The sequence below is a fragment of the Amycolatopsis sp. NBC_00355 genome, assembly GCF_036104975.1.
Taxonomy (GTDB): Bacteria; Actinomycetota; Actinomycetes; order Mycobacteriales; family Pseudonocardiaceae; genus Amycolatopsis.
Genome location: NZ_CP107982.1, coordinates 5646546 through 5671098, shown reverse-complemented (window position 1 = coordinate 5671098; position 24553 = coordinate 5646546). Strand labels below are relative to the sequence as shown.

Below are 24553 nucleotides of genomic sequence, written 5' to 3'. Positions count from 1 at the left end.
TTTTCGGTTACGTTGGTACCGGTCGGCGGATGAGCCTGGCATGCTGGCCGGATCCCGTCGGCCGCTTCGGAGAATGGTGGATGCTCGTGGAAAGTCGCCGGATCCGCGATCGGTACCGGCTGATCGAGCCGATCGGCGGCGGCGCGATGGGCACGGTGTGGCGCGCGCAGGACGAGCGGCTCGACCGCACGGTGGCGATCAAGGAACTCCTGCTGCCGCACGACCACGACGAGGACCGCACCGAAGAAGCCAAGAACCGCGCGATGCGCGAGGCGCGGATCGCGGCCCGGTTGCAGCATTCCCACGCGATCACGGTGTTCGCCGTCCTCGAGGAAGAGGACCGGCCGTGGCTGGTGATGGAGTACCTGCCGTCGAAGAGTTTCGCCGTCCTGATCCAGGAGGAACCGGTTCCGGTCGACGACGCCATCCGCGTCGGCGCCCAGATCAGCTCCGCGCTGGCGGGCGCGCACCGCGTCGGGATCGTGCACCGCGACGTCAAGCCGGCCAACATCCTGGTCTCCGACGACGGCACGGCGAAGATCACCGACTTCGGCATCTCCCGCGCGATCGGTGACGTCAAGCTCACCGCGACCGGCGAGATCGCCGGAACGCCCGCGTACCTCGCGCCCGAGATCGCCCGCGGCGAGGACGCGAGCTTCGCCGCCGACGTCTTCTCCCTCGGTGCCACGCTGTACGCCGCCGTCGAGGGCTCGACGCCGTACGGCACCGCGGACAACCCGATCGCCTTGCTCTACAAGGCGTCCAGCGGGGAGATCGAGCCGCCGGTCAAGGCCGAGCGGCTGACTCCCCTGCTGCTGCGGATGCTCGCCCCCGAACCCGACGATCGGCCGTCGATGGACGAGGTCGAGCGGGAGCTGCGCGCGCTGCTGACGGACGAGGAGCCGGGGGAGGCCGTGCTCGCGGCGACCGTCCCGGAAACCCCGGCCGCGGTACCCGCCATGCCGGCCTCGGCCGTCATCCCGCCCCCGCCGCCGGGCGAGGTCGCCGCGGTGTCACCCGGCGCGCGCAAGGGCATGATCGCCGTCGGCGCGGGCGCGGCGCTGCTGTGCGTCGCGGTCGTCGTCGCGATCCTGCTGGTCGTGCGCCAGAAGCCACCGCAGGACAACGCCGCGCCGCCGGCGTCGCTCGCGCCGTCCACCGCGGCTTCGGTCACGCCTTCGGTCACGCCGTCCCCGACACCCGCGCCCACGTCGGCGCCGTCGACCTCGGCTCCGCCCACGTCACCGACCATCTCGCCGGTGTCGTCGACGAAGACCGCGGCCCAGGCGCTCTCCGCCTACTACGCGCTGCTCCCGGGTAACCTCACGCAGGCCTGGGGCCTGCTGACGGATCGCTTCAAGGCGTCCAAGCACCAGACCCTCCAGACGTACGAGGGGTTCTGGGGCCAGTACAGCGGGGTCAACGTCACGAGCGTCTCGGAGAGCGGGCCGGGCCGCGTCACCGCCCACCTCGTCTACGCGCTGAAGGGCGGCGGCAGCAAGAACGACACGAACACGTTCACCTTGGTCCAGGTGAACGGCGTCTGGATGATCGACGCCCAGAGCTGAACCGTTCGCCGACCTCCCGCGTGTGACAGATGAGCCGTCATCGTCGTCGACCGCGCCTGGAGGTAGCCGTGTCCGATTCCACCGCCCTGCCCCGGCGTCCGCGATGAGGCCCGCCGACCCGATGGTCTTCATCCTGCCCGCGGCGCCGCCGGGCAGCGATTCGTACGACAAGCGGATGTGCCAGAACCTGCCCGCCGTCGGGCAGCCGGTGCTGGAGCTGCCGATCGCCGGCGACTGGCCGGTGCCGGACGCGACGGCGCGCAGACGGCTCGCGCGGTCCCTGACCGCGCTGCCCGACCGGACGGTCGTGCTGCTCGACAGCATGATCGCGGCCGGCGTCCCCGAGATCGTCGTCCCGCACGCGCGGCGGCTGCGGCTGGCCGTCCTGGTCCACCAGGCCCTCGCCGACGAGCCCGGCCTCGACCCGGCGCACCGCGCGGAGCTGGACGCCTGCGAGCGCGAGACGCTGCGGATGGCCGGCATGGTCGTCGCGACCAGCCCGTGGCTGGCCCGGCTGCTGATCGACCGCCACGACCTCGACCCGAGCCGCGTCTACGTGGCGAAGCCCGGCACGGACTCGGCCCCGCTGGCCGCGGGCGCGGACGGCGTGTCCCGGCTGCTGTGCGTCGGCGACGTCACCCGCCGCAACGGCCAGGACGTGCTGGTGGAAGCCCTCGGCGAGGTCGACCACCTCGCGCTGTCGTGCGTCTGCGTCGGCTCGCTGGCGGTGTCCCCGGGTTACGTCGACGAGCTGGGCTGGTCGATCGAGCGCCTCGGCCTGGGCGGCCGCATCACCCTGTCCGGCGACGCGGTCGACCTGGGCGCCGCCTACAACGCGGCGGACCTGCTGGTCATCCCGTCCCGCGGCGGCGCGTCGGGCATGTTCGTCGCGCAGGCCCTGGCCCGCGGCATCCCGGTCCTGGCCACGGAGGTCGGCGGGGTCTACGACGCCCTGGGCGTCGACGCGGACGGCGAGATGCCAGGCCTGCTGGTGCCCCCGAACGACCCGTTCGCCCTGGCGGACGCGCTGCACCGCTGGTACGCGGACCCGGAACTGCGCCGCTCCCTGCGCACGGCGGCGTTGGGCCGCGGAAGTGCGCTGGAGGAGTGGGACGTAGCGGCGCGGCGATTGACGCAGGTCCTGTCGCGGCTGGCATCGGAGCCGCGCATCGTGGCTTGACCCTTGCCGCGGGTGCGCGAGGTTCGAGAACCTGGCGCGATGTGGCTCAGACGCCGGACCTCGTCGCCGACCGAACTCGCGTCCGAGCGAGGCTATCTGGAGCTGGTCGGGCGGCAGCCCGACCTGCCGCTACGCGATGCCTTGCTCGGTTTCCGCGATCTCGTGTCCGCGGACATCGAGTGGATCGATTCGCGCAAGAAGCGGTTCAAGAGGCCCGCCTCGCAGGTGCGGGTCGCCACGCTGGCGCTCACCGGCCTGTCCACGATCGTGCTCGGTATCCCGGAGATCCCGGCGCGGGCGTCGATCGCCCTGCCGCTGGTCGCGGCGGTCACGCTGCTGGCCGGGCTGGAGACCTTCTTCACCTGGCGTTCGCGCTGGTTGCTCATGGAGGAGACGCAGTACCGGATGAACCGCCTGCGCGACGACATGGACTACTACCTGGTCACCACACCGGCGGCGGACCTCCGGCGGGACCGGCTCGATGGCTTCTACGCCGAACAGCAGGATCTGTGGGCCGAGGTGAGCCGCCGGTGGGTGGAGTTCCGGAAGCACGACCGGGCGCCGCAGCCGGAGGCCCGGCCGTCCTGACCTCCCCGCGAAGTTCGCCCCCGACGCGGCCGGAAAGCCGTGAAGGCCTCCTTATCGGCCATAAGAGCCGGTAAGGAGGCCTTCACGGCTTTCACCGAGTGCTCATGCCAAGGTGAGCGCGTAGATCTCCACCCGCGGGTCGTTCGGCAGGCTCACCGACTGCAGGGTCTTCCCGCCGTCCAGGGCCGCCGAGACGCCGAACAGGCGCACCGGCGGGCCGTCGACGCCGCTGCCCGCCTTGATGCGGTGCGGCATCTCGAGCACCACCGGGCTGCCCGATCCCGCCCAGTCGCCGAACGTCGCGGCGAGGTCGGCGCTCGTGCCGTCCGTGTAGTGCGCGGTCAGCGTCGTGGTCACCGGGCCGTTGTGCGACGACCCGACCAGCCGCAGCGAACCGTGCGCACCCGCCGGGAGCAGCAGCGACTGACCCCGCGCCTCGACGAAGTTCGCCGCCGTCCCCGACGCGTCCGGCGCCGCGTACGTGACGCCGTCCCAGGTCACCGGTCCGGCCGCCGGCAGCAGCGACGCGTCGTAGCTCCAGCCGCCGCCGTCGAAGTTGCCCTCCGTCGACGCCGCGACCGTCGCCGTCCCGTCGTGGTTGTAGTCGCGGCCGAGGTCGACCGCGCACTGCGCGCCCGGCGAGACGCACGCCGAAGGCGTCCGGACTTCGATCGACACCGACCGGGTCACCGTGTTCGCGCCCAGCCCGGCCACCTTGACCTGCACCGGATACGTCCCGGCCGCGGCATTCGCGGGCACCGTCACCGTGATCGGCACCGTCTTCTGCACCGGCAGCCGTCCGGACCAGATCACGTCGACCGGCTGGACCTTCGCCTTCCACCCGGCGGGCGCGGTCGCGGAAATCGTCACCGGCTGCAGCAGCGGGTTCTGCGCGAGGACGTCCAGGTCGAGGTGCACCTGCTGCGCCGCGCCCGACGGGATCACCACGGACGACTGCCGCAGCGACGCGTCGACGTGCCGCCGCAGGTCACCGACGGCGTTGTTCACCGACGGCGGCTGGGCGCCGGCCGAAGTCCCCCACGAAGACGGCTTCGACCCGAGCTTGTGGTTCAGCGTCCCGCCGTGCGCCAGCGCGGACCAGTCCAGCGACGTCTGCCGGACGTCGCGGCCGTTGAGCGACACGCTCTGCACGTACCGGTTGGTGTCGCTCGCCCCCGGCGCGTTCACCGTGAGCGTGCCGCCCTGCGACCGGCCGTACTGTCCGATCCGGACGGTCGCCGACTCGAACTGCGGGCTCGACACGGCGAGGAAGTTCGCGCCGCTCATCGTCGGGTACAGCCCGAGCGACGAGAAGACGTACCACGCCGACATCGTGCCGAGGTCGTCGTTGCCGGTCATGCCGTCCGGGCCGGTGGTGAACAGCGTCATCGCCGCGCGGACGACCGTCGCGGTCTTCGCCGGCGCGCCGACCCAGTTGTACATGTACGGCGCGAGCAGGTCGGGCTCGTTGTTCGGGTTGTACGTCGCCTTGCCGTAGTAGTCGTACGGGCTGGCGATCCAGTCGTTGCGCGCGGTGCCGGCCGGGTCGGTGAGCAGCTTGTCGTAGGCGAAGAAGGAGTCGAGCCGCTTCTGCGTCGCGGGCTTGCCGCCCATCAGCGAGACGAGCCCGGCCGGGTCCTGCGGCACGAGCCACTGGTACTGGTAGGCGCCGCCTTCGTGGAACTGGTGGTCGGCGTCGACCGGGTTGTACGGCGTGAGGAACGTGCCCTCGGTGGTGCGCGGCCGGAACGCTTGCGTAGAGGAGTCCCAGAGGTTCTTGTACCACTGGCCGCGGTCGGCGAACATCCGCGCGTCTGCCTGGTGGTTCAGTCCACGAGCCATCAACGCCAGCGCCGCGTCGGCCGCGGAGTACTCCATGGTCGCCGACGCCGGGTGCTCGCAGTCGTTGTCGCCGCCCTTGGCTGCGCAGTCCGTACCCAGGGTCAGGCCGCTCGGGATGTACCCGCGGTCGTTGTAGTAGTTGACGCCGGAGCGCCCGTTGTAGGGCGACTCGGCGGGCGGCGTGCTCGTCGCGTTCTTCTTGAGCAGCGCGTACGCCTCTTCTTCGTGCCCGGCGAGCAGGCCCTTCGACCACGCCTCGACGAGGAACGGCGTCACCGGGTCACCGGTCATGATGTTGGTTTCGCTCTCGGCCAGCGCCCACCGCGGCAGCCAGCCGCCGTCGCGGCCGATGGCGACGACCGACAGCGCGACGTCCCGCGCGACCTGTGGTTCGAGCATTTCGAGCAACTGGTTCTGCGGGCGGTAGGTGTCCCAGAGCGAGAAGTTCTGGTACGGCGTGTAGCCGCTCGCGGTGTGCACCTTGGCGTCGAAGCCGGTGTACGTGCCGTCGGTGTCGCCGGCGAGGTTCGGGTGCAGCTGCGAGTGGTAGAGCGCGGTGTAGAACGCCGTCTGCCGCTCGGTGGTGCCGCCGCCGATCTTGATCGCGCCGAGCCGGTCGGCCCACTGCTGGTGCAGCGCGGTCTTCGTGGCGTCGAAGTCGAAGTCCTTAGTCTCCGCCGCCAGGTTCTTCCGCGCGCCGTCGAGCCCGGTGTAGGACAGGCCGACCTTGAGCACGACGTCGTGGTCGGTGGTGGCGTCGAAGCTCGCCCAGGCGCCGTTGCCGCCGGTGCCCGCGGCGTCGCGGCTGCCGTCGGTGCGCGTCGAGCCGCGCCAGGTGCCGTAGGAGCTGAACGGCCGATCGAAGGTGGCGGTGAAGTAGACGGTGTGCTCGTCGTGCCCGGCGCAGAACCCGCCGGCTTTGACCCGCCCTTCGAGCGTCCGGTCGCCGACGACGTGGATCTCGGAGTCCTTCACGGACTGGTTGGCCTGGCCGGTGTTGAACAGGACGTTCGCCTGGCCGGTCGACGGGAAGGTGTAGCGCTGCCAGCCCGTGCGCGCGGTGGCCGTCAGCTCGGCGTTCACGCCGTACTTCTTGAGGCCGACGCGGTAGTAACCGGGCTCGGCGTGCTCGTCGTCATGGCTGTAGGTGGACTTGTAAGCGTCCTTGTCAACGTTGTCGACGGCGCCCGTGGTCGGCATGATCGGCAGCTCGCCCATCACGCCGCAGCCGACGCCGGAGAGGTGCGTCTGGCTGAAGCCGTAGATCGCGTTCTGCAGGTAGTCGTAACCACCTTGCCCGCCGGTATCGGGGCTGACCTGCACCATTCCGAACGGCGCGCTCGCGCCGGGGAAGGTGTTGCCGAAGTTCTGCGTGCCGACGAAGGGGTTGACCAGGCTCACCGGATCGGCGGCCGGTGCCGGCGTGGCCTGCGCCACGGCGGGCGCCAAGCCGACGACCACCACCCCCGCGGCCACCGCGGCGGCCAACCGTCTGCTCTGCGACCACATGGGCGCACCTCTCAGGAGATGACAACGTTGTCAGAAGCGGACCTTCGGTCACGCTCTCGGTCCGGTGAGCACCTTTCCACCTCGATGGGCGTTTGAGAAGCCCTCAACCGGCCGCTTCCCGCGGCGATCGGTTCCGCGCGGTGGTGAGCAGCGCGGCGATGCCCGGCTTGCGCTCGTCCCGCCGCCGCCAGGTCATGGTGACGGCGGTGTCCTCACCGGCGAGTGGAATGGCGGTCGCACCGGCGTGCTCGACGATCGCGGGCACGATCCCGCACCCCAGCCCCTGCGCGACGCACCGGCAAAGCGCGGCCAGGCTGCCGACTTCGGCTTCGATGACGGGCCCGTCGATCCGGTCCAGCATCTCCCGGAAGCCGCAGCCCTTTTGCGTGGCGAGGAATCCGACGCCCTGGAGATCGCCGGGCCGGATCTCCGTCTGGCCCGCCAGGGGATGCCCCTCCGGCACGATCACGACGAGCTGTTCCCGGCCCAGCTCTTCACTGGCGAGCGCAGGATCCGCCGGCGCGTCACCGAAGGTGAAGCAAACGTCCATTTCGGACTCCCGGACGCCCGCGTACAGCTCGCCCCGGCCGGCTTCCACGAGCGAGACGCGCACCCGCGGCCACCGCGTCCGGTACTCCTTGAAGATCTCCGGAACCCACTGCGCGCACAGGGTTTCCAGGGCGCCGATGGTCAGCTCGCCGTCCGGTTCCCCACGCTCGTCGTCCACGGCGGCCTTGGCTTCCTCGACCAGCGCGAGGACCCGATCGGCGTACCCCACGAGCCGTTCCCCGGCAGCGGTGAGCGCCAGGCGTCGCCCTCGCTCGAACAACGGCGTCCCCAGTTCGGCCTCGAGGGCCTGCACTTGCTCGGTGACGCTGGACTGCGCGTAGTGCAGCTCACCGGCGGCCCGGGTGAAGTTGAGCGTCCGCGCGACCACGCGAAAGGTGCGCAGGTGGCGCAGTTCCATGGTGTCCCCCATCGGAGTTCCCGATACCCGCCATCGTAACTCCCTGCTTCCGCCGATGTCACTGAGCGTCCAGGCTCGGAGACGTGCCAAGACTCCTCACCGGCCTCTCGCTGGGCTACTTCCTGGTCATGCTGGACACCACGATCGTCACGGTCGCGCTTCCGGCCCTCTCCCCGTCCTTGTCCGGCCAGCAGTGGATCTCGAACGGCTACACGCTGACGTTCGCGGCGTTCCTCCTGACCGCGGGAGCCTGGTCCGACCGCCATGGCGCCCGGCGGATCTTCTGCACCGGCCTGCTCGCATTCGCCGCGCTCTCGCTGCTCTCCGCGCTGTCGCCGTCGGTCCCGGTCCTGATCGCGCTCCGGGCCCTCTCGGGCGTCGCCGGCGCCCTGCTGGTTCCCAGTTCCCTGTCGCTCATCGCGGCGACGTACCCGGTTCCGGCGGCCCGCGCGAAAGCCATGGGCGTCTGGGCGGCGCTGAGCGGAACCGGTCTGGTGGCGGGCCCGCTGCTGGGCGGCGTGCTGACCGAGGCGTTCGGCTGGCGGGCGATCTTCGTGGTGAACGTCCCGGTGGCGTTGCTGGCCCTGATCCTGTCCCGCCGCGCGCCGACCACCCCGCCCAAACCGGGCCGCACCGACCGGCTCGGCCAGACGACGACGGTCGTCGCGTTGTCGGCGCTGACGTACGCCTTGATCGAAAGCGCTTCCGGCTGGGCCTCACCGTCGGTTCTCGTCGCCCTCGGAATCACGGTCTTGGCGGCGGCGACATTCGTGATTTCCCAACACCGTCCGGACGCAATGCTTCCGGCGCGGCTCTTCCGGGACCGGATATTCCCCTGGGGCCTGGCGGCGGGCGCGATAGTGAATTTCGGACTCTCCGGCGTCCTTTTCGTTTTGTCGCTGTACTTCCAGGAGGTCCGCCATTACCCGCCGGCACTGACCGGCTTGGCCTTCCTGCCGCTGACCGTCCCGACGGCGTTCAACCCCATCTTCACCGGCCGCCTGGTCGCCCGGATCGGCCCCCGGGTCCCGGCGACGGCGGGCTTCCTCCTGATGTCTTCAGGGACGCTGCTCCAGGCATTCGCCACCTCCGCGGCACTCTCGGTGGTCGCATTGGCCCTGCTGGGCTTCGGCGTCTCGCTGGCCATCCCGTCCCTGCTGACGGCGACGATCGGCTCGGTCCCGCGGGACCTGGCGGGCATCGCCGGCGGCGCGTTGAACGCGTCCCGGCAAACGGGCGCGGTCCTGGGAGTGGCGATTCTCGGCTCCCTGCTGAACGTGACGACGACCGCGGTCACGCTCGCCGTGGCGAGCGTCTTATTGCTGGCCGGAGCGGCCATCGTCGCCCGTTTCCGGGCCTGACGACAGCGCCTGTTTCCTGTTTCCTGTTTCGGTAGTCAACAGTTAACTCCTTGTCGTGAATTGGGTGCGTGACGAATCCTGATCGCAGGGCGCGGAAATTCCGCGAAACCCGGATCAAAAACCCTTTCCCAAGGAGGATTTGTCATGTCCTTGCCCAAGAAGCTGGCCAAAATCGGTGGCCCGTTGCTCGCGTTCTGCATCATCGCGGCGGCGCCGCTGATCGGTTCCACCTCGGCGTACGCGGACGGCGACGACGGCGGGACCCCGCCCCCGCCGGCCACCAGCACCACCCCGCCGCCCGCGGGCACCAACGGCAACCCCTGGCACGGGTGACCCGCGCCGGACCGGCCGTGACCGAAAATCGCGGCCGGTCCGGCGAACGCGGGACGTCACCGCAGGAGGCAGGCGCACTCCAGAGCGGCGCGTTCCTCGCGCACCGCACCGGCTTCCGGCAGATCGAGCTCGGCGAACGCGCTTTCGGCGGCGGCCCAGTACGCGACGGCGTTTTCGTGGTCGCCCATCGCGTGCAGCGTCCTCGCGATGTCGTGCCGCGCGCGGGCCTCGTAAGCGCGGTTCCCGTGGCCGGCGGCCAGGTCCAGGGCCGACTTGGCGGCGGTGAGCGCGTCCCGGTGCGCGCCCTGGGCGAGGGCCGTCGTGCCGCGGTCGAGGTAGAGCTGGGTCTGCAGGTCGGCGTCGGGCACGTTCGCCGCCACCTCGCGCGCCTTCTCGTGATAGCGCACGGCCTGGGGGAACCGGCCTTGCTGACGGTGCACGTTGCCGATGTTGTTCAGCGCGTACGCCTCGACGACGTGGTCCCCGATCCGGGCGGCGTAGCCGTGCGCGTCGGTGTAGCTGGCCAGCGCATCCGTTAGGAGGCCGAGCTTTTCCTGCACGGACCCGAGATTGTTCAGCGTGTGTGCCACGCCCTGGATGTGGCCGACTTCGCGCAGCATCCGGGCAGCCGCCGAGTGCTGCTCCAGGGCGACGTCGAAGTTGCCGTGCAGTTCGTTGAGGTAGCCGAGCATGCTCAACGCGTGGGCCTGGCCCCGCGGGTCTTCGCTCCTCTCGGACTTGGCCAGCGCGGCCTCGAGGTGGGCGATGGCCTGGTCGTGCCGGCCCAGCTCCATGGTGGGAATGGCGAGCGCGCACAACGTCGCCGCCTCGCCCCGCTCGTCGCCGAGGCGGCGCCACTTCGGCAGCGCCTGCGCGGCCAGCTCCAGCGCCTCCGAAAGCTGCCCGCGCCGGTCGTTCGCGGTCGCCAGCCGGAGCAGCACGTGCGCCTGGCCCAGGTCGTTGCCCGGGTCCGCGGAGACGACTTTCCAGGCGAGGTCGAGGGTGCCGATCCAGTCTTCGAACTGGTTCGTCGTGTTGAAGTAGCGCCACAGCAGCACGGCCAGCCGCCAGGTGTGCTCGGGCAGCTCGCGGTCGGCGGCGTACCGGACCGCGGCCACGAGGTTGTCGCGCTCGGCGACGATCCACCGCAGCCCCGCGTCGGAGTCGGCGAAAACCGGCGTCACCGGGCAGGACCGGTCCGTTGCCGGCAGCTGGGCCTTGTCGAACGGGTACGCGGCGCCGACCGCGGCCGCCAGCGTCACGAGGTAGAAGTCGAGCAGCCGCACCAGCGCGCCCTCGCGGTCGGCCGGCTCGGTGGCGGCGAACTCCTTGAGCGGGTCCAGCATCTGGTACCGCTCCGGCGCGGCCTCCTCCAGCAGGCTGACCTCGTGGAGGTCGTCGAGCAGCAGACGGGCCTCGGTGACGTCGCAGCCGGCGAGCGCCGCCCCGCCGGGGACGCCGACGACCGGGCCCGGCACGCTGCCGAGCAGCCGGAACAGGGCGCGTTGCGGCTCGCCGAGCTGCTGGTAGGACACCCGGACGGCGGCGGTGCCGTCGACGTTCTCGCTGTCCGCGCCCCACGGCCCGTTCTCTTCGAGCAGCCCGAGCAGGTGCGTCAGGGGCCACCGGTCGTGCCGCCGGAACAGCGCGGCCGCGACCCGGATGGGCATCGGCAGGAACCCGCACCGGCGGACCACGGCGGCGACCTCGCTCGTCCGGCCGCGCACCCGCGCCCGGCCGGTCAGCTGGTGGAACAGGTCGGCCGCTTCTTCGGGCGGCAACGGCGAAAGCCGGATGTTCTCGCCGGTGTCCGCGTCGCCCATCCGCCGGCTGGTGATGACGGCCAGGCAGCCGTCCGTCTCGGGCAGCAACGGCCGGATCTGCTCCGGCGTCGCGGCGTTGTCCAGGACGAGCAGGGTGCGCGTGCCCCACAGGGTGTCCTGGTACAGCCGGACTTTCCGGCCGACGGTGGCCGGGACCTGTTCGGCGGGGACGCCGAGTTCGGTCAGCAGCTCGGTGAGGGCGTCGCCGACGTCGACCGCGTCGACGCCCGGGGTGAACCCGTTCAGGCGGACCAGCAGCTGCCCGTCGGGGAACCGGTCGCGGAGCTGGTGGGCGGACTCGACGGCCAGGCCGGTCTTGCCGACGCCCGGGGCACCGCTGACCCAGACCGCGCGCTGCCCGGTGGCGGCGGCGGACTCGATCGCGGCGAGCTCCGCGGCGCGGCCGGTGAACCCGCCCGGCCGGGTCGGCAGGGAGCTGGGCGGATCACCCTGTTCGGCGCGCGCGGCCAGCTTGCGCAGCACGGGCCCGGGCTGCATGCGCAGGCCGTCGAGCGCGTCGCGGGTGCTGGTGAACACGCGCAGCGCGCCCGCCCGGTCACCGCCGGCGAGCAGGGCGCGGATCAGGAGTTCGGCGTGCTTCTGGCTGGCCGGGTCGGCCTGGACGAGCGGCCGCAGCCGGTCGCGCGCCGAGCGGTGGTCGCCGGACTCCAGCTCCAGCTCGGCCAGGTCGCCGACGGCGTCGGGGTAGCTCTCGTCCGGCGAGATCACGTCGGCGCCGCCGACCCGGTCGATGTCGATGTCCTCGAGGAACTTCCCCCGCCACAGGTCGAGGGCGGCGCGCAGCAGGGTGATCGCGCGGCGCGGGTCTTCGGCGCGGACGTCCGTGGCCTGGTCGCGCAGCCGGGCGAACCGGATGGTGTCCAGCTGGTCGTCGCCGATCCGCAGCAGGTAGCCGGTCGGGGTCGTCTCGATGCCGACGTCGCCGGCGTCCTGGACGACGTCGCGCAGCCGCTTGATGTAGCTGCGCACCATGGTGGGCTTGGCTTCCCGGCCGGCCCAGACGACCTCCGCGAGCCGGGCGGGCGTCACCGGCTTGTTCGCGTTCAGGAGCAGCACGACGAGGACGAACCGCTGCTGCTGGTCACCCAGCTGCACCGGGACGCCGTCGTGCCACGCCTCCAGCGGGCCGAGCATCCGAAACTCCACGCGGCCTCCCCGGCGCCAGCTTGCTGTCCGCAAATGACATCGCGCAATCGGCCGAAAGGGTTTCGAAAATCCGCATTTCCTCCACGTTCGATACACACGCCCTTGCCAGACTCCGCCGGTCGATCAGGGGTGTGAAGGAGAAACCGGTATGGGGTCCGACGTGTTGCCGTGTTACGTCGCTTGCGATGTTTCGCTCTCGATGGCCGACCACATCGACGAGCTGAACAGCGGCCTGCGGGAGTTCCGCGGCGCGGTGCACGCCGACGCGTCGGTCACCGGCCGGATCCTCTGCAGCGTCGTCGGCTTCGGGGAGACGCCGCACGTCGTGCAGTCGCTGCTCCCGATGGACGAGCTCGCCGAGCTGCCCGCGCCGCGCGCGTGTGCCGGCACCAACTTCGGGCCGGCGTTCAGGTTCCTGCGAGAGGTCATCGACGGGGACGTCGGCGGGCTGGAGAAGCACCGCCTCCAGGTCCACCGGCCGGTCGTCTTCTTCCTGTCCGACGGCCAGCCGACGGATCCGGTGACCTGGCCCGCGGCGTTCGCCGAGCTCACCGACCCGGCCTGGGAACGGCGCCCGCGCGTGGTCGCGTTCGGCGTCGGCGACGCGGACGAGGACGCGCTCGGCCGGATCGGCACCTTCCGCACGTACCTCGGCCGCGACGGCGTCCGCGTGGGCACGGCGTTGATCGCCTCGGTGATGCACGTTCTGTCCACTTCCCGTCCACCGGCCGGTCCCACTCTGTCCAGAAAAGGAGACGCCATGGAAACGCACTGAAGGAGACCACTGTGGAGCGTTCCGAGCTGGTCCACGAGCTGAAGGTGCTGCGCAAGGGCCGTGGCCTGCAGGGCCGGATCGAGGAGCGGGTGGGCCCGGTGCTGAGGTCGGCCTGCGACGTGACCGCCGACGACGGCCTCGTGGTGATCCGCACCAAGGTGGCCGCCCGGCTGTCCGAACTGGCCGAGCACCTGCCGGAGGACCTGCGCCTGGCGGCGTTGGCGGCCTTCGCGATCTCCGCGGAGGCCCGCCAGCCGCTGTACCAGGACCGGGTGAAATGGGCCGCGACCCGCGTCGACCGCGACCCGCGGACGGTCCGCCGTCGCGTGGACGAGGCGATCGACCTCCTGGCGGAGCTGGCCACCGGCGGGCGCCGCGGCCCGGCGCCGTCGGAGAAGAGCCGCTGGCACACGGCCGAGCTCCGGGTGGCGATGGTCCTGGACCAGCCGCGGCCGGAGATCCTGGAGCAACGCCGGATCGTCGCCGATCAGAGCGGCTTGCGTTCGCTGGACCTGGCCGTCTCGCTGCCCGCCGGTCGTGAGGACCTGTCGGTGACGGTGCTGTACGGCGGGACGCTGGTGGACCGCGGGATGGAGGCGAGCGACCGCTGGGGTTACGGGCTGGAGCTGCCGAAGCCGTTGTCCCGGGGCGAGTCGTGGGAGGTCGCGGCCCTGTTCCGGCTGCCGTCGGCGGCGGCGCTGCAGCCGTGGATGGTGTGCGTGCCGCGGCACGTGTGCGACTCGTTCGACCTGCGCGTCCGGTTCGGACTGGAGCACCCCCGCGAGGTCCGCGCCCTGGACGGCGCGTTCCAGCGAGACGTCGCGGACCCGGCGTGCGGCGGTCGCCGCCTCGCGGTCGATTCGGCGGGGGAGGTCCACCTGCGGTTCCGGGGGCTGACTCCGGGGCTGGCCTACGGCGCCCGATGGGGGGACGCGCCGTGAGCGCTCAGTCCAGCAGCCGTTGTTCCTTGGCCACGGCGACGGCGCCGGCCCGGGTGTCGACGCCGAGCTTGCCGTAGATCCGGCTCAGGTGGGTCTTGACCGTCGCTTCGCTGATGAACAGCGCGCGGGCGATCTCGCGGTTGCCCAGCCCCTGCGCGAGCTGGCGCAGGATGTCCCGCTCGCGATCGGTGAGGGAAGGCCGCGGGGTGCGCAGCTGCGCCATCATCCGGTCGGCGACCGGCGGGGACACCGCGGTGCGCCCGGCCGAGGCCGCGTCGATCGCGGCGTACAACTCGGTGGCGGACCCGGCTTTCAGCAGGTACCCGGTGGCGCCCGCGGCGATGGCGCGGGTGATGTCCGCGTCGGTGTCGTAGGTCGTCAGGACCAGGACCCGGGGCGCGTCCGGACCGGCGTGGATCCGCCGCGTCGCCTCGATCCCGTCGATGCCGGCGCCGAGCTGCAGATCCATCAGGACGACGTCCGGGCGCACGGTGGCCGCCGTCGCGACGGCTTCCTCCCCGCTCGCCGTCTCCGCGACGACCTCGATGCCGTCCGCGCCCGACAGCAGGGCGCGCAGCCCGGCGCGCACGACGGCGTGGTCGTCGCACACCAGCACGCGAATACTCATGGGGCAGTCTCCAACGGGATCGCGGCCGAAATGACGGTGCCCTGGCCCGGGGCGGATTCGACGGTCAGGCGGCCGCCGAGCTGCCGCGCCCGGGCCCGCATGGCCGGCAGGCCGTGGCCACGTTCACCCGGGTCGGCTTCTGTCCTGTGGAACCCCCGGCCGTCGTCGGCGACGTCGAGCACGACCTGGTCGTCGAGGTAGGTCAGGGTGACCACGGCGCGGCCGGCCCCCGCGTGCTCGAGCGCGTTGGCCAGCGCGCCCTGGGCGATGCGGACCAACGCGGACTGGACGCGTTCGGGCAGCGGCCGCCCGGTGCCGTCGACGCGCACTTCGGCGGGCAGCCCGGCCCGCGTCTGCCGGCCGGCCACGGCGTGGAGCGCTTCTTCGAGCGAGGCGTCGGCGAGATCGGCGGGGGCGAGGTCCTGCACGAGCCGGCGCGCTTCCGACAGGTTGCCGGTGCCGACGCGCAGGGCGGAACGCAGGTGCTCGCGCGCCAGGTCGGGCCGGGCCCACGCCTGGTCGGCGGCCTGCAGCAGCATCGCCTGGCTGGACAGGCCCTGGGCGAGCGCGTCGTGGATTTCGCGGGACACCCGGTGCCGCTCGGCCAGCACCCCGGCGCGCCGCTCGGACTCGCGCAGCCGCTCGGTCTGCCGCCGCATGAAGGTGATCACCGCCGCGGTGACCACGGCGACGGCGATCGGCACGATGGTCAGGTTCGGGTCGAAGCCGTCGGCCAGCCGGTTCTGCGAAACGACCACCAGCGCGGTGACCACGGTGACCACGGCGAGCGCCGGCCCGGTCGGCAGCGTGCGCAGACCGGTGACGAACAGCGGGATCGCCGACCAGGCGAAGCTCGGGGCGAGCACCACCAGCACCACCCAGAACGCGAGGACGACGAACAGCCAGACCAGGCCGGGCTTGCGCATCCCCACGCCGTAGGCGACGACGAGGGCCGCGGTCAGCGCGATCACCCACGGCGCCAGTGAGGTGCCCTCGTGGCGCGTCAGGAACCGGACCGCGGAAGCGAGCACCAGCAGGAAGAACGCCGAGTGCATGACGGCGGCGAGCCACCGCGCGTCGGAATCGGCCGTTGTCATGTTCGCTCCCCTCCGCTCTCAGCGTCGACCGGGCCCGGTGCCCGCGCATCAGCCGATCGGCTGACCCGGTGGTCGGCCGATGCGTCGACCGCACCGGCCTGGTGGCGGGCTGAAGCTGGAGTCATCGAACCGCACGACTCCGAGGAGCGCACCATGATCTCGACCCGCACCCGCACCCGCACCCGCATCGCCGCCGCCGGCTTGGCGATGGTCAGCGCCGCGACCGTCGGCGCGGTGTCGGCGTCCGCGGCGCCCGCCACGGGCCTCGTCCAGACGTCACACCTGTCGATCGCCGCCGCGCAGAAGGCCGGTCAGGCCGCGCTGAACGCCGCCACCAAGGCCGGCCAGCACGTGTCGGTCGCGGTGGTGGACCGCGACGGCAACACGGTCCTGACCCTGCGCGGCGACGGCGCGGGCCCGCAGTCCTACAGCTCGGCGCAGCAGAAGGCGTTCACGGCGGTCTCGTGGAACGCGAAGACGTCCGAGCTGGCAGGCCGCCTGCAGCAGACCCCGACGTTGAAGGACATCGAGGGCACCCTGTTCCTGGCCGGCGCGGTCCCGGTGACCGCGGGCTCGACCCCGATCGCGGCGGTCGGCGTCGCCGGCGCGCCGTCCGGGACGCAGGACGAGTCGTTCGCGCAGGCCGGCGTGGACGCGCTGGGCAAGTAACGTGTCGACGGTGTTGATCAGTGACGTCCGCCCCTGGGGCGGCCCCCGCAGCGACGTGGAGCTTCGCGGCGACCAAATCGCGGCGATCCGCCCGCACGCTCCCGGGGTTCCGGCTTCGGTCGAGGGCCGCGGCCGCCTGCTGTTCCCGTCGTTCAGCGACGTCCACGTCCACCTGGACTCGACGCGCATCGGCCTCCCGTTCCGCCCGCACACGGGCGGCCCGGGAGTGGTCGCGATGATGACGAACGACCGCGACAACTGGCGCTCGGCGGAGGTCCCGCTACCGGAGCGAGTGGCCGGCACTCTCGAGCGGATGATCGCGCACGGCACAACGCGAGTCCGCAGCTACGCGCAAGTGGACGTCGACTGCCGCCTGGAGAAGCTGGACGCGGTCCTGGCCGCGCGCGAGAAGTTCGCCGCCCAGGCCGAGGTCCAGGTGATGGCGTTCGCCCAGGCGGGCATCCTCCGCGAGCCGGGCACGCTGGACCTCCTGGACGCGGCAATGCGCTCAGGAGCAACGGTCATCGGCGGCATCGACCCATGCACCTTGGACCGCGACCCGAAAGGACACCTGGACGCGGTGTTCGCCCTGGCGGAGAAGCACCAGGCGGAGATCGACATCCACCTGCACGAGCCGGGCCACCTGGGCCTGTTCTCGACCGACCTGGTCATCGAGCGCGTCCGGGCGCTGGACATGCGAGGCAAGGTGACGATGTCCCACGCGTACGACCTGGGCTCGATCTCCGAGTCGGTCAGCCGCCGGGTCATCGACGACTTCGCTTCACTGGACATCGCAATGACCACAGTCGCGCCCTCGGCCGCCGGCCAGCTGTCCCTGCTGGACCTGGTTTCCTCGGGCGTCCGCATCGGCCTGGGGGAGGACGGCCAACGCGATTACTGGAGCCCGTACGGCAACTGCGACCTGCTGGACCGCACGTGGCAGCTGGCCTTCACCCGCGGCTTCCGCCAAGACGCGCATGTGGAGCTGGCCTTGGCGGTCGCCACCATGGGCGGCGCGTCGATCATGAGTCACGACGTCCCGCGCTTGGCGGGTCTCGAAGACCGCCCAGGCCTGGCGGCGGGCGACCGCGCGGACCTGGTCCTGGTGGACGGCGAAACCCCGACAAGCGCGGTGATGGACCGAGGCAAGGACCGCACGGTCCTCCACGACGGCGTCGTGGTGGCCGACGGTCTCGCGGTGCTCAAGCGTTGAGGGATGGCTCAGGCGTGCGCAGCTCATGGCCGTCCCAGGTGAACCTCGCCGTGGTCACGGCGTCGTCGCCGTCGGCGCCGGTGATCAGCTGGTGGATGCCGATGCCGCTCAGTTCCGAGTAGACGCACCACTCGTGGTCCGACGTCAGCATGAGGTCGAGGTCGAGCGCTGACAGCAGCCCGAACACCTGCCCTCGGTTGGTGGCGTCGACCCCGACGAACACCTCGTCGAGCAGAATGACGCGGGGCGCTTGCGGCGCGGCCTGGTAGTGCGCGGCGACGGCGGCGAACAGGGGCAGGTGGAGCGCGATCGCCTTTTCCCCGCCCGACAGCGCCCCGTGCAGCTTGCGGGTCAGCAGCTTCCACCCTTCGCCGTTGGCCCGGTCGACCTTGACCACGAACTGGTGCCACGCCGTGTAGTCGAAGACCTGGGCGAGCTGCTGCTCCCAGCTCGTCGCCGTGTCGTCCGCCTTGGCCTGTTCGATCCGGTCCCGGAAGAACCGGTGCAGTGATTCCCGTTCCGCGTCGTTCAGCCCGGCCGGATCCTTGAGCAGGAGGTCGCGGGCGGCTTTGGTGCCGGTCGGCAGATCCGGTGCCACCTGCCAGACCAGGTGCACCGCCACCTTCGACGCCGTCCGCACCCGCTCCAGCCGGGCGTTCATCCCGTCGACGAGCTCGTTCGCCTGCCTGATCCGCGCGGCCAGGTGCCGCCGCGTGTCACCGGTCAGGGTCTGGTCGAAGAGCTGCCGCTCGCGTTCGGTGATTTCGTCGCGGCTCTGCTCGGCCTCCGTCCGGAGGATGTGCAGCAGTTCCGCGGCGCCGACCCGGATACCGTCGACCACCGCGGTGAAGACCTGCACGTCCTCGTCGGTCTCGAGGTCGAGGTCCGCGCGCGCCTTCAGGGTTTCCCGGCAGGAGTGCACGGATTCGGAGAGCCGGTGCAGCGCGTCGCCGATGTTGGCGGGCGAGTGGGGAATGGCCGGCCAAGCGCCGGCCACCAGCCGAGCTGCCTCCAACGCGGCGCGGACGCCGTCCGACGCGGCGAGAGTCGCTTCGAAGGTGGCCAGGTCGTCGATTCCGCCGTCGGCGGGGAACACGCCGGTCGCCAAGTGCCGGAACCGGTGCGCCGCGTCATCCCGGCGGGTCCCGGCGAGCCGGTGGGCTTCGTCGTCGGTTTCGCGCCGGACCTTCACCTCCCCGAGCTTGGTGGCGAGTTCGTTGACCGAGCGGGCGGTACTCCGGTGCTCTTCACCCAGTTCCCGGATCTTGGCGCGCAGGGTTTCGATCTCGGCCAGCACTTCCCGGTAGTCGACCCCGAACGTGCTGTCGACGGCTTCGAGGGTGGCGGCGAGCCGTTCGTGGTCGCCGGCGGCGTTCGCGGCTTCTTCTTCCCGGTCGGCGGAGATCTCCGCCGAGCGCTGGGCCAGTTCGGCCGCGGCGGTGGCGACCTGCCGGAAACCGGCCAGCTTGGCGTGGGCCTCCAGCCAGCCTTCGGCTTGGTCCTGGAAGGAGGCAATGGCGGTCGCGAGGGTGCCGAGGGCCGCGCGGTCGGTCGGCAACCCGTGTTCGGCGGCGACGCCGGCCAATTCGTGGAGCGCCCGGGCCACCTCCCGATCGCGCGAGGTGACGGCGTCGACCCGGTCCCGGACGATCCGTTCGGCCGCGGCGCGTTCCGACTCCCGCCGCACCACGTTCTCGGTGGCGGCGGCCACCGCGGTGTGCCCGGGACGCGCCGCACGTTCGTGCGCGACCACCTCCCGGCGCGTCAGCAGGGCAGCCAGCTCCTCGCCCAGCGAGGTCACCGCGGCGTCGTACTCCGCGACCGATGCCGTCAGCGCGTCGATGCGACGTCGGCGGGCTCGTTGGCGGGCAAGGGCGCCGACGTAGGAAGCGTGCTCCTTTTCCCAGCTCCCGCTGAGCGCACCCAGCCGCCACGACCCGTCCGCGCCGATCGCCGCAGGCGCGCCTGCAGGCAGGTCGTCGCCGAAAGCGATCGACCGCAACATCCGCTCGACGGCGCGCGGCTCGACACCGGCGTCGCGTTCGGCGATCAAGATGTCGCCGAGCGACCGGCCGGGTACCGGCGGGAGAGCGTCGGGATCGGCGAAGACGTCGTGACCCGCGACGTCGCCGCGCGGCCCGACCCAGGCGTCCAGCAGGCCGCTTGCTTCGAGCGCCGCCTCGACGGCCGCGGCCGTCCGCGCCGGCGTCGAGTCCGAGAAGTCGACAAGCCGCCACAAAGGCGCCCCGGTCATCGCCGCCCGGTCGGTCGTCCGAGTCGGTGGAGCTTCCGGCGGCAGGTCCTGCTCCGTGCGGAGCCGGTCGAGAACGTCGATCAAGCCGGCACGTTCGCGTCGCGCGGTCGTCAGCGCCGCGCCGGCCGTCGTTTCCTGGCGGATGATGTCTTCCAGGATCGGCGTGGCGACGGCATCGATCCTGGCGAGCAGCTCTGGTTCCGATTCCAGACAGCTCAGAAGGGATTCGGGCTCCGGAAAGCTCAACTCACGACAGCCCGCCACCCACGCCAGAAGCTCGGTGCTCAACGCGGTCAAGGCGGTTTCGCGTTCGGCAACCGCGCCCGTGAGGTGTTCCTGTGTCTCGGAGAGCCTGGTCCGGGCCGTGTCCAGGTCGGACTCCGCGTGCGTTCGCCGGTCGACGGCACGCTCGTGGCCGTCCAGTGCCTTGCCGACCGCGTCGAGCTGACCCCGCCTGCTCCGCACGGCGGCGCCGAGCAGAGTCCGGGCCTGGCTCGTCTCGGTTTCCACTCGTGCCGAGACTTCCTCGTACGCGCTCACCAAACCGGCCCGGGTGGCGGCGTTGCGGGCCTCGAGCTCTTGCACCTGAACGGCTTCCGCCTGCTGGTGCACGGCTTGCCCGGCGGTTCGCCGGACCTGCTCGTCGGCTGTCGCGGCGGCGCGCTTGCCCGCCGCGTCCCGGCCGAGCCGTTCGGCGGCGGAGCGGGCTTCGGCCGTCCGGCTGCGCAACCTGTCCAGCTCCTGCCCCTGCTTGTACTCCTCGCTCTCCATCAGCCCGGCTTTGCGTGCTTCGGTGGTGCCGATTTGGCCGGCCAGCTCGTCGGCGCGGTGCTCGGCGGTTTCCTTCTGCCGGGCGGTGGTCTCGTGGCGTTCCGCCGAGTCGCGGGCGGCCTTGGCCCGGTTGTCCAGCTCGGTCGTCGCCGAAATCAAAGCCCCGGCGCCGGCGCGGAGGACACGCTGGGCGTAGGTGCGCTGGCGGGCGGCCAGCGTGCGGGTCGCGTGGACTTCTTCCTCGAGTGCTTTGAGCCGCCCGCGTTGCGCGTCGAGCCGCTCGAAACCTTCGGCGAGGTCGGCGATCTCCTGCTGTCCCAAGGGAGGCAACGCGCGGGAAAGCAGGCTGGACAGCAAAGCGGGGTCGAGCCGTTGGGACAGCTTCGGCATTCGCAGCTGGAGCAACGCCATGATCAGCGCGTCGAAGCGTTGCTCGCTCAGCCCGGGGAACAGCGTCGTCCGGACCTCCGTGCGGTAGTCGCCCGCGTTGCCGTAAACGACGCCGTCGGTGCCGAGGCGCTCCTCCAGCACACTCTTCGTCAACGGCTGGCCCGCTTGGTTGACCAGGGAGAGCTCGCCGGGAGCGACGCGCAAGCTCGTGGTGAAGTAGTCGGGGTGCACGCTGGTGGTGTGCGAACTCGCCTGCAACCGGGCGCCGCAGGTGAACCAGCGCTCGGGCTCGCCGGGAAAGCGGAACTCGAGCCAGACGTAGCCGACCCTGGTGGTTCCGGTCGCCCCCTCGCCCATGAGGTTCCAATGCATGGTTCGTTCGCCCGTGCCGAACGTCGAGAGCCGGTTGGCGCGCAGGCTCGCGTCGAACAGGAACGGCAACAGCAGCTCCAGAGCCTTCGACTTCCCGCTCCCGTTGGGCCCGCGCAGCAGCAGGCGTCCCTCGTGGAATTCGAAGACCTCGTCGTAGTACCGCCAGACGTTGAGGATCCCGGCCCGGGCCGGGATCCAGCGCGGCGGCCGTGCCGTGGTTTCCCCGGCGGCGTGCTGGGGGAGTTCGGTCACCGTCATGGCGTCGTTCCTCCGGGTTCGGTGGTCCGGGCATCCCGCACCGCGTAACGGGCCGCGGCCGGAAGCGGCCGCACCAGGCCGGCTTCGTGCTGAGCGAGCCCGAACGCGGTCAGGACCGCGAGAGCGTCCGACGTGAGCTGCCGGAGCCCGTCTTCGTTGCGATACGTCTTCGCCCACCGGGGAAAGCGGTCGAGCAGCGCGGCTGCTCCGATCTCCAGTTGTTCCACTGTGGACGGTCCGGTGAGGGACTCGAGCAGCAGCAGGGCCGCGACCTTCGCGGTGCCGGCGTCGTCGGGGAACCGGCTGTCGGTCGCGATGCCTTCGACGTCGACGAGGAGCACGCCTTCAGCTCGCTCCTCCAGGACGAAACCCGCCTGGTCCGCGGCCCGGCGCAGCAGCTGACGTCCGGTCGGCGAGGCGAGGTAGGCGCGTTCGTCGGCATTCAGGTCGTCGAAGTAGAGCACCGGATCGTCGACGATCCTGCGGAACACCGAGTGCCGCAGCCACAGGTTCCGCTGAACTTCCGACCGGGTCGCGGTTTCGTCGTGGGCGCCGGAAGCAAGTCCGTAGCGTCGTTCGCGCGACACCGCGGCCAGCAGCTCGTCGAAGCGCAGCGCCACCTCCTCGACCGGGACCGCGAGCTGCGACGCCCCGACCGGTGCGGCCAGGAGCCGGAGCAGCAGCGTCGCGTCGATCCGGTACAGCACCTTGGCCTCCGCCGAGTCCACGAAGGCTTCGGTCGTCCCGTCGACGACCTCGACCACGCCGTAGGACTCGAGCAGGCGCAGGACGTCGACGAACGCCATGCGTTCGCCGCGGCTGGCGGTCTCGAACGCCGGCACGACGTCGTCCGCCGCAGTCGCCCGCCCGACCCGGTCCGCCAGCAGGCCGATCGTGGTCACCGGGACCGCGAGCAGCTCGGCCGCGACGACGCACAGCAGCGCGTAGCGGCGACGGTCGAACGCGGCCCGCCCGGACCGCGGCCGCCGCGCGGGCCTCGTCGGGTCCGTGACGGTCCGCACCTTGACCAGCCGGGCGTACCCGAGCCGCGGTTCGACGGTCAGGGTCCACCCGCAGTAGTAGTCGAACCATTGCCGGATCGGTTCTCGCCGGCGCCGGACCAGGTCGAACGCCTCCGGTTGGCTGAGCTCGGCGATCAGCGGGGTCGCGAGCAGCCGGCGGATGCCGTGCGCGACCTCCTCGCGTTCGGCGCTCACCAGCTGGTTGGTCAGCTTGGTCACGGGCGGCCTCCGGCGCTGCGCCGGACGAGCCGCTGTCCGGCCGTACGGATCTCCACCTCGTAGTCCGGGCCGCGGAACTGCCCGCGCGGAGTGGTCACAGTGGCCGTCGAACCGTCCCGCGGCGGGCGGAGGAGGATCTCGATCCGGCCGTCGGAGGTGGCGCTGCGCCGGTTGCCGGCACGACCGGGAGCCGCGCCGAGCGCGCGTCCCAGCAGATCCAGCAGGCGTTCGAAGACGGCGTGATCGAGCGCCCCGAACGACGACAGCCGGATCACACCACTCGTGTCGAGCATGTCCCACGCCGCCTCCAGCTCGGCTCGCTCCGCGCGCGCCTGTTCGGCTCTGGCCGCCCGCACCGCCGCGACGTCGCGCACCTTGCCCGTGCGGCTGAATCGTTCGGTGCGCCCGCTCGTCCTCAGCAAGGGGGAGACCTCCACCGGCGGGGCGTCCGCCCACGGCGAGGTCGAGCTGATCAGCTCGGGATCGGGATGAGCGAGATGAGCGTGCCGCGCGGAGCTCAGCCCGAAGACGGTCGACCACAGCCGGTGGAGGTCGTCCTGGGCGGGGACCACCGTGAACCACCGGGCGAGCTCACGGAAGTCGGCCACCGCGCTGCTCGTCCGCCGGCGTGACTCAGTGATCCGGTCGAGCACCTGGAGCAGCGCGATGATCGCCTTGCGCGCGACGAGGTGCAGCTGCTCGACCCGCGGCTGGGAGCCGTCCACCGGCAGGAACCAGGTGCGCAGGCCTTCCCACTTCGCGCGCCGGTGCTCGAGCCAAGGCGGACCCGGGTCGGTGGCCGTGAGCTGGGGCAGGTCGGCGCCGGTCAGGGCGCGCAGCTGCATCAGCCCGACGCCGTGGTCCTCGACCTGCTGGATCCGGACCGCGATGGTGTGCGACCGGTGCTCGAGGTTGGTGAGGAACTCCTGGAGGTAAGCCACCGTGCTGGCCTTGACCTCGTGGAAGGTCGTGAGGTTCGCGCCATCCGCGCGCAGGAGCCGCTGCAGCTCGCCGTTGAACTGCTTCGTGTTGCCGCGCAACGCTTCGAGGTGGGCTTCGAGTTCGATCAGCGTGGTGAAGATCCGCCGGTTGGTGCCTCTTTCCAGTTCCCTGACCAGATCGCCGAGCCGGTCGGCGATCGCGTCGAGCACCGCGGTCTGCAACGCACCGGTCGCGGCCAGGACGTTCATCGCGTGGACCACGCCCGCGAAGGCGGCTTCGCCTTGGCGTGTCAAGGAATACTGCAGGTTGCGACGTTCGTACTCGCCGGCAGTCCGGTAGTTCTCGGAGTGGTTCTGGACGACGTCGACGAGGTTCCAGTCCCGCAGCTTCCCCAGCGCGTCGGTGAGTTCGTCGTCCTCGATCGCCTCGAGCCGGCCGACGGTGCGCAACCGGGCCCGGACGTCGTCGAGCCCCAGCGCGGTTTCCAGCCGTTCGTTGGCCTCACCGAAGGCGTGCAGGATCGAGACGTACAGCCCCGCCCGATCCCCGCTGGTGAAGCGGAACATCTCGGGCGGGACACGGATCGGATCCATGCTGCCTCCCGGTGGTCATCGGTCACGCTACGGGACGGCACCGACAGTTTTCGGAGACGCGGATTCGGTGA

The 24553-nt window shown here is 71.5% G+C and carries 17 protein-coding genes; 9 read left to right on the top strand and 8 right to left on the bottom strand.

Annotation, left to right across the window (positions count from 1 at the left end):
• Positions 1 to 80 precede the first annotated feature (80 nt).
• From OHS18_RS25245 to OHS18_RS25235, 3 genes are all read left to right on the top strand, one after another.
• On the top strand, positions 81 to 1568 hold the full coding sequence (locus tag OHS18_RS25245) for a serine/threonine-protein kinase (RefSeq protein WP_328612623.1): 1488 nt from the start codon (positions 81 to 83) through the stop codon (positions 1566 to 1568).
• Positions 1569 to 1689: 121 nt separating this feature from the next.
• Positions 1690 to 2748 carry a glycosyltransferase gene (locus tag OHS18_RS25240; RefSeq protein WP_328618575.1) on the top strand — a complete coding sequence of 353 codons (1059 nt, stop codon included), beginning with the start codon at positions 1690 to 1692 and terminating at the stop codon, positions 2746 to 2748.
• A gap of 39 nt (positions 2749 to 2787) precedes the next feature.
• A complete protein-coding gene (locus tag OHS18_RS25235) occupies positions 2788 to 3336 on the top strand; it encodes an SLATT domain-containing protein (RefSeq protein WP_328612622.1) in 549 nt (182 codons plus the stop codon).
• Between the two features lie 102 nt (positions 3337 to 3438).
• Here OHS18_RS25235 and OHS18_RS25230 read toward each other — a convergent pair whose 3' ends face one another.
• A complete protein-coding gene (locus OHS18_RS25230; protein ID WP_328612621.1) occupies positions 3439 to 6687 on the bottom strand; it encodes a GH92 family glycosyl hydrolase in 3249 nt (1082 codons plus the stop codon).
• A 103-nt stretch (positions 6688 to 6790) separates the two neighbouring features.
• Positions 6791 to 7666, bottom strand: coding sequence for a LysR family transcriptional regulator (locus OHS18_RS25225; protein ID WP_328612620.1), 876 nt, complete (start codon positions 7664 to 7666; stop codon positions 6791 to 6793).
• A gap of 71 nt (positions 7667 to 7737) precedes the next feature.
• On the opposite strand from OHS18_RS25225, the gene OHS18_RS25220 reads away from it, so the two are divergent.
• A complete protein-coding gene (locus OHS18_RS25220; RefSeq protein ID WP_328612619.1) occupies positions 7738 to 9015 on the top strand; it encodes an MFS transporter in 1278 nt (425 codons plus the stop codon).
• A 144-nt stretch (positions 9016 to 9159) separates the two neighbouring features.
• Positions 9160 to 9348, top strand: coding sequence for a hypothetical protein (locus OHS18_RS25215; RefSeq protein WP_328612618.1), 189 nt, complete (start codon positions 9160 to 9162; stop codon positions 9346 to 9348).
• Positions 9349 to 9404: 56 nt separating this feature from the next.
• On the opposite strand, the gene OHS18_RS25210 is transcribed toward OHS18_RS25215, so the two are convergent.
• Positions 9405 to 12338 (bottom strand): AfsR/SARP family transcriptional regulator, encoded by a 2934-nt coding sequence (locus tag OHS18_RS25210; RefSeq protein WP_328448583.1) that lies wholly within the window; start codon positions 12336 to 12338, stop codon positions 9405 to 9407.
• Between the two features lie 148 nt (positions 12339 to 12486).
• Here OHS18_RS25210 and OHS18_RS25205 point away from each other — a divergent pair, with 148 nt between their 5' ends.
• On the top strand, positions 12487 to 13113 hold the full coding sequence (locus tag OHS18_RS25205; RefSeq protein ID WP_328448585.1) for a vWA domain-containing protein: 627 nt from the start codon (positions 12487 to 12489) through the stop codon (positions 13111 to 13113).
• An 11-nt stretch (positions 13114 to 13124) separates the two neighbouring features.
• Positions 13125 to 14054: a hypothetical protein gene (locus tag OHS18_RS25200; protein WP_328448586.1), complete on the top strand. Its 930-nt coding sequence runs from the start codon at positions 13125 to 13127 to the stop codon at positions 14052 to 14054.
• A 4-nt stretch (positions 14055 to 14058) separates the two neighbouring features.
• Here the strand turns inward: OHS18_RS25200 and OHS18_RS25195 are convergent, their stop codons facing one another.
• Both OHS18_RS25195 and OHS18_RS25190 read right to left on the bottom strand, forming a co-directional pair.
• Positions 14059 to 14682, bottom strand: coding sequence for a response regulator transcription factor (locus OHS18_RS25195; protein WP_328448588.1), 624 nt, complete (start codon positions 14680 to 14682; stop codon positions 14059 to 14061).
• Positions 14679 to 15779, bottom strand: a complete 1101-nt coding sequence (locus tag OHS18_RS25190; RefSeq protein ID WP_328612617.1) for a sensor histidine kinase — start codon at positions 15777 to 15779, stop codon at positions 14679 to 14681. Before OHS18_RS25190 ends, OHS18_RS25195 begins: the two co-directional genes overlap by 4 nt.
• 153 nt (positions 15780 to 15932) lie before the next feature.
• Here OHS18_RS25190 and OHS18_RS25185 point away from each other — a divergent pair, with 153 nt between their 5' ends.
• Both OHS18_RS25185 and OHS18_RS25180 read left to right on the top strand, forming a co-directional pair.
• The gene (locus OHS18_RS25185) at positions 15933 to 16448 is read left to right on the top strand and encodes a GlcG/HbpS family heme-binding protein (protein ID WP_328612616.1); all 516 of its coding nucleotides are present in this window, start codon (positions 15933 to 15935) and stop codon (positions 16446 to 16448) included.
• A gap of 10 nt (positions 16449 to 16458) precedes the next feature.
• Positions 16459 to 17661 (top strand): amidohydrolase family protein, encoded by a 1203-nt coding sequence (locus OHS18_RS25180; RefSeq protein ID WP_328612615.1) that lies wholly within the window; start codon positions 16459 to 16461, stop codon positions 17659 to 17661.
• Here the strand turns inward: OHS18_RS25180 and OHS18_RS25175 are convergent.
• Genes OHS18_RS25175 through OHS18_RS25165 form a run of 3 tightly spaced genes read right to left on the bottom strand, consistent with a single transcriptional unit; the run spans position 17651 to position 24482 of the window.
• The gene (locus OHS18_RS25175; RefSeq protein WP_328612614.1) at positions 17651 to 21706 is read right to left on the bottom strand and encodes a TIGR02680 family protein; all 4056 of its coding nucleotides are present in this window, start codon (positions 21704 to 21706) and stop codon (positions 17651 to 17653) included. The two genes, OHS18_RS25180 and OHS18_RS25175, sit on opposite strands and share 11 nt — an antisense overlap.
• Entirely contained in the window at positions 21703 to 22947 is a 1245-nt protein-coding gene (locus tag OHS18_RS25170; RefSeq protein WP_328612613.1) for a TIGR02678 family protein, read from the bottom strand. The genes OHS18_RS25175 and OHS18_RS25170 overlap by 4 nt, the downstream gene beginning before the upstream one ends.
• Entirely contained in the window at positions 22944 to 24482 is a 1539-nt protein-coding gene (locus tag OHS18_RS25165) for a TIGR02677 family protein (protein ID WP_328612612.1), read from the bottom strand. The genes OHS18_RS25170 and OHS18_RS25165 overlap by 4 nt, the downstream gene beginning before the upstream one ends.
• Positions 24483 to 24553 lie beyond the last annotated feature (71 nt).

What these genes read in the sequence shown, in the direction of transcription:
- OHS18_RS25245 (WP_328612623.1), top strand. Translation starts at nt 81, where the DNA reads ATGCTCGTGGAAAGTCGCCGGATCCGCGATCGGTACCGGCTGATCGAG.
- OHS18_RS25240 (WP_328618575.1), top strand. Translation starts at nt 1,690, where the DNA reads ATGGTCTTCATCCTGCCCGCGGCGCCGCCGGGCAGCGATTCGTACGAC.
- OHS18_RS25235 (WP_328612622.1), top strand. Translation starts at nt 2,788, where the DNA reads ATGTGGCTCAGACGCCGGACCTCGTCGCCGACCGAACTCGCGTCCGAG.
- OHS18_RS25230 (WP_328612621.1), bottom strand. Translation starts at nt 6,687, where the DNA reads ATGTGGTCGCAGAGCAGACGGTTGGCCGCCGCGGTGGCCGCGGGGGTG.
- OHS18_RS25225 (WP_328612620.1), bottom strand. Translation starts at nt 7,666, where the DNA reads ATGGGGGACACCATGGAACTGCGCCACCTGCGCACCTTTCGCGTGGTC.
- OHS18_RS25215 (WP_328612618.1), top strand. Translation starts at nt 9,160, where the DNA reads ATGTCCTTGCCCAAGAAGCTGGCCAAAATCGGTGGCCCGTTGCTCGCG.
- OHS18_RS25205 (WP_328448585.1), top strand. Translation starts at nt 12,487, where the DNA reads ATGGGGTCCGACGTGTTGCCGTGTTACGTCGCTTGCGATGTTTCGCTC.
- OHS18_RS25195 (WP_328448588.1), bottom strand. Translation starts at nt 14,682, where the DNA reads ATGAGTATTCGCGTGCTGGTGTGCGACGACCACGCCGTCGTGCGCGCC.
- OHS18_RS25190 (WP_328612617.1), bottom strand. Translation starts at nt 15,779, where the DNA reads ATGACAACGGCCGATTCCGACGCGCGGTGGCTCGCCGCCGTCATGCAC.
- OHS18_RS25185 (WP_328612616.1), top strand. Translation starts at nt 15,933, where the DNA reads ATGATCTCGACCCGCACCCGCACCCGCACCCGCATCGCCGCCGCCGGC.
- OHS18_RS25175 (WP_328612614.1), bottom strand. Translation starts at nt 21,706, where the DNA reads ATGACGGTGACCGAACTCCCCCAGCACGCCGCCGGGGAAACCACGGCA.
- OHS18_RS25165 (WP_328612612.1), bottom strand. Translation starts at nt 24,482, where the DNA reads ATGGATCCGATCCGTGTCCCGCCCGAGATGTTCCGCTTCACCAGCGGG.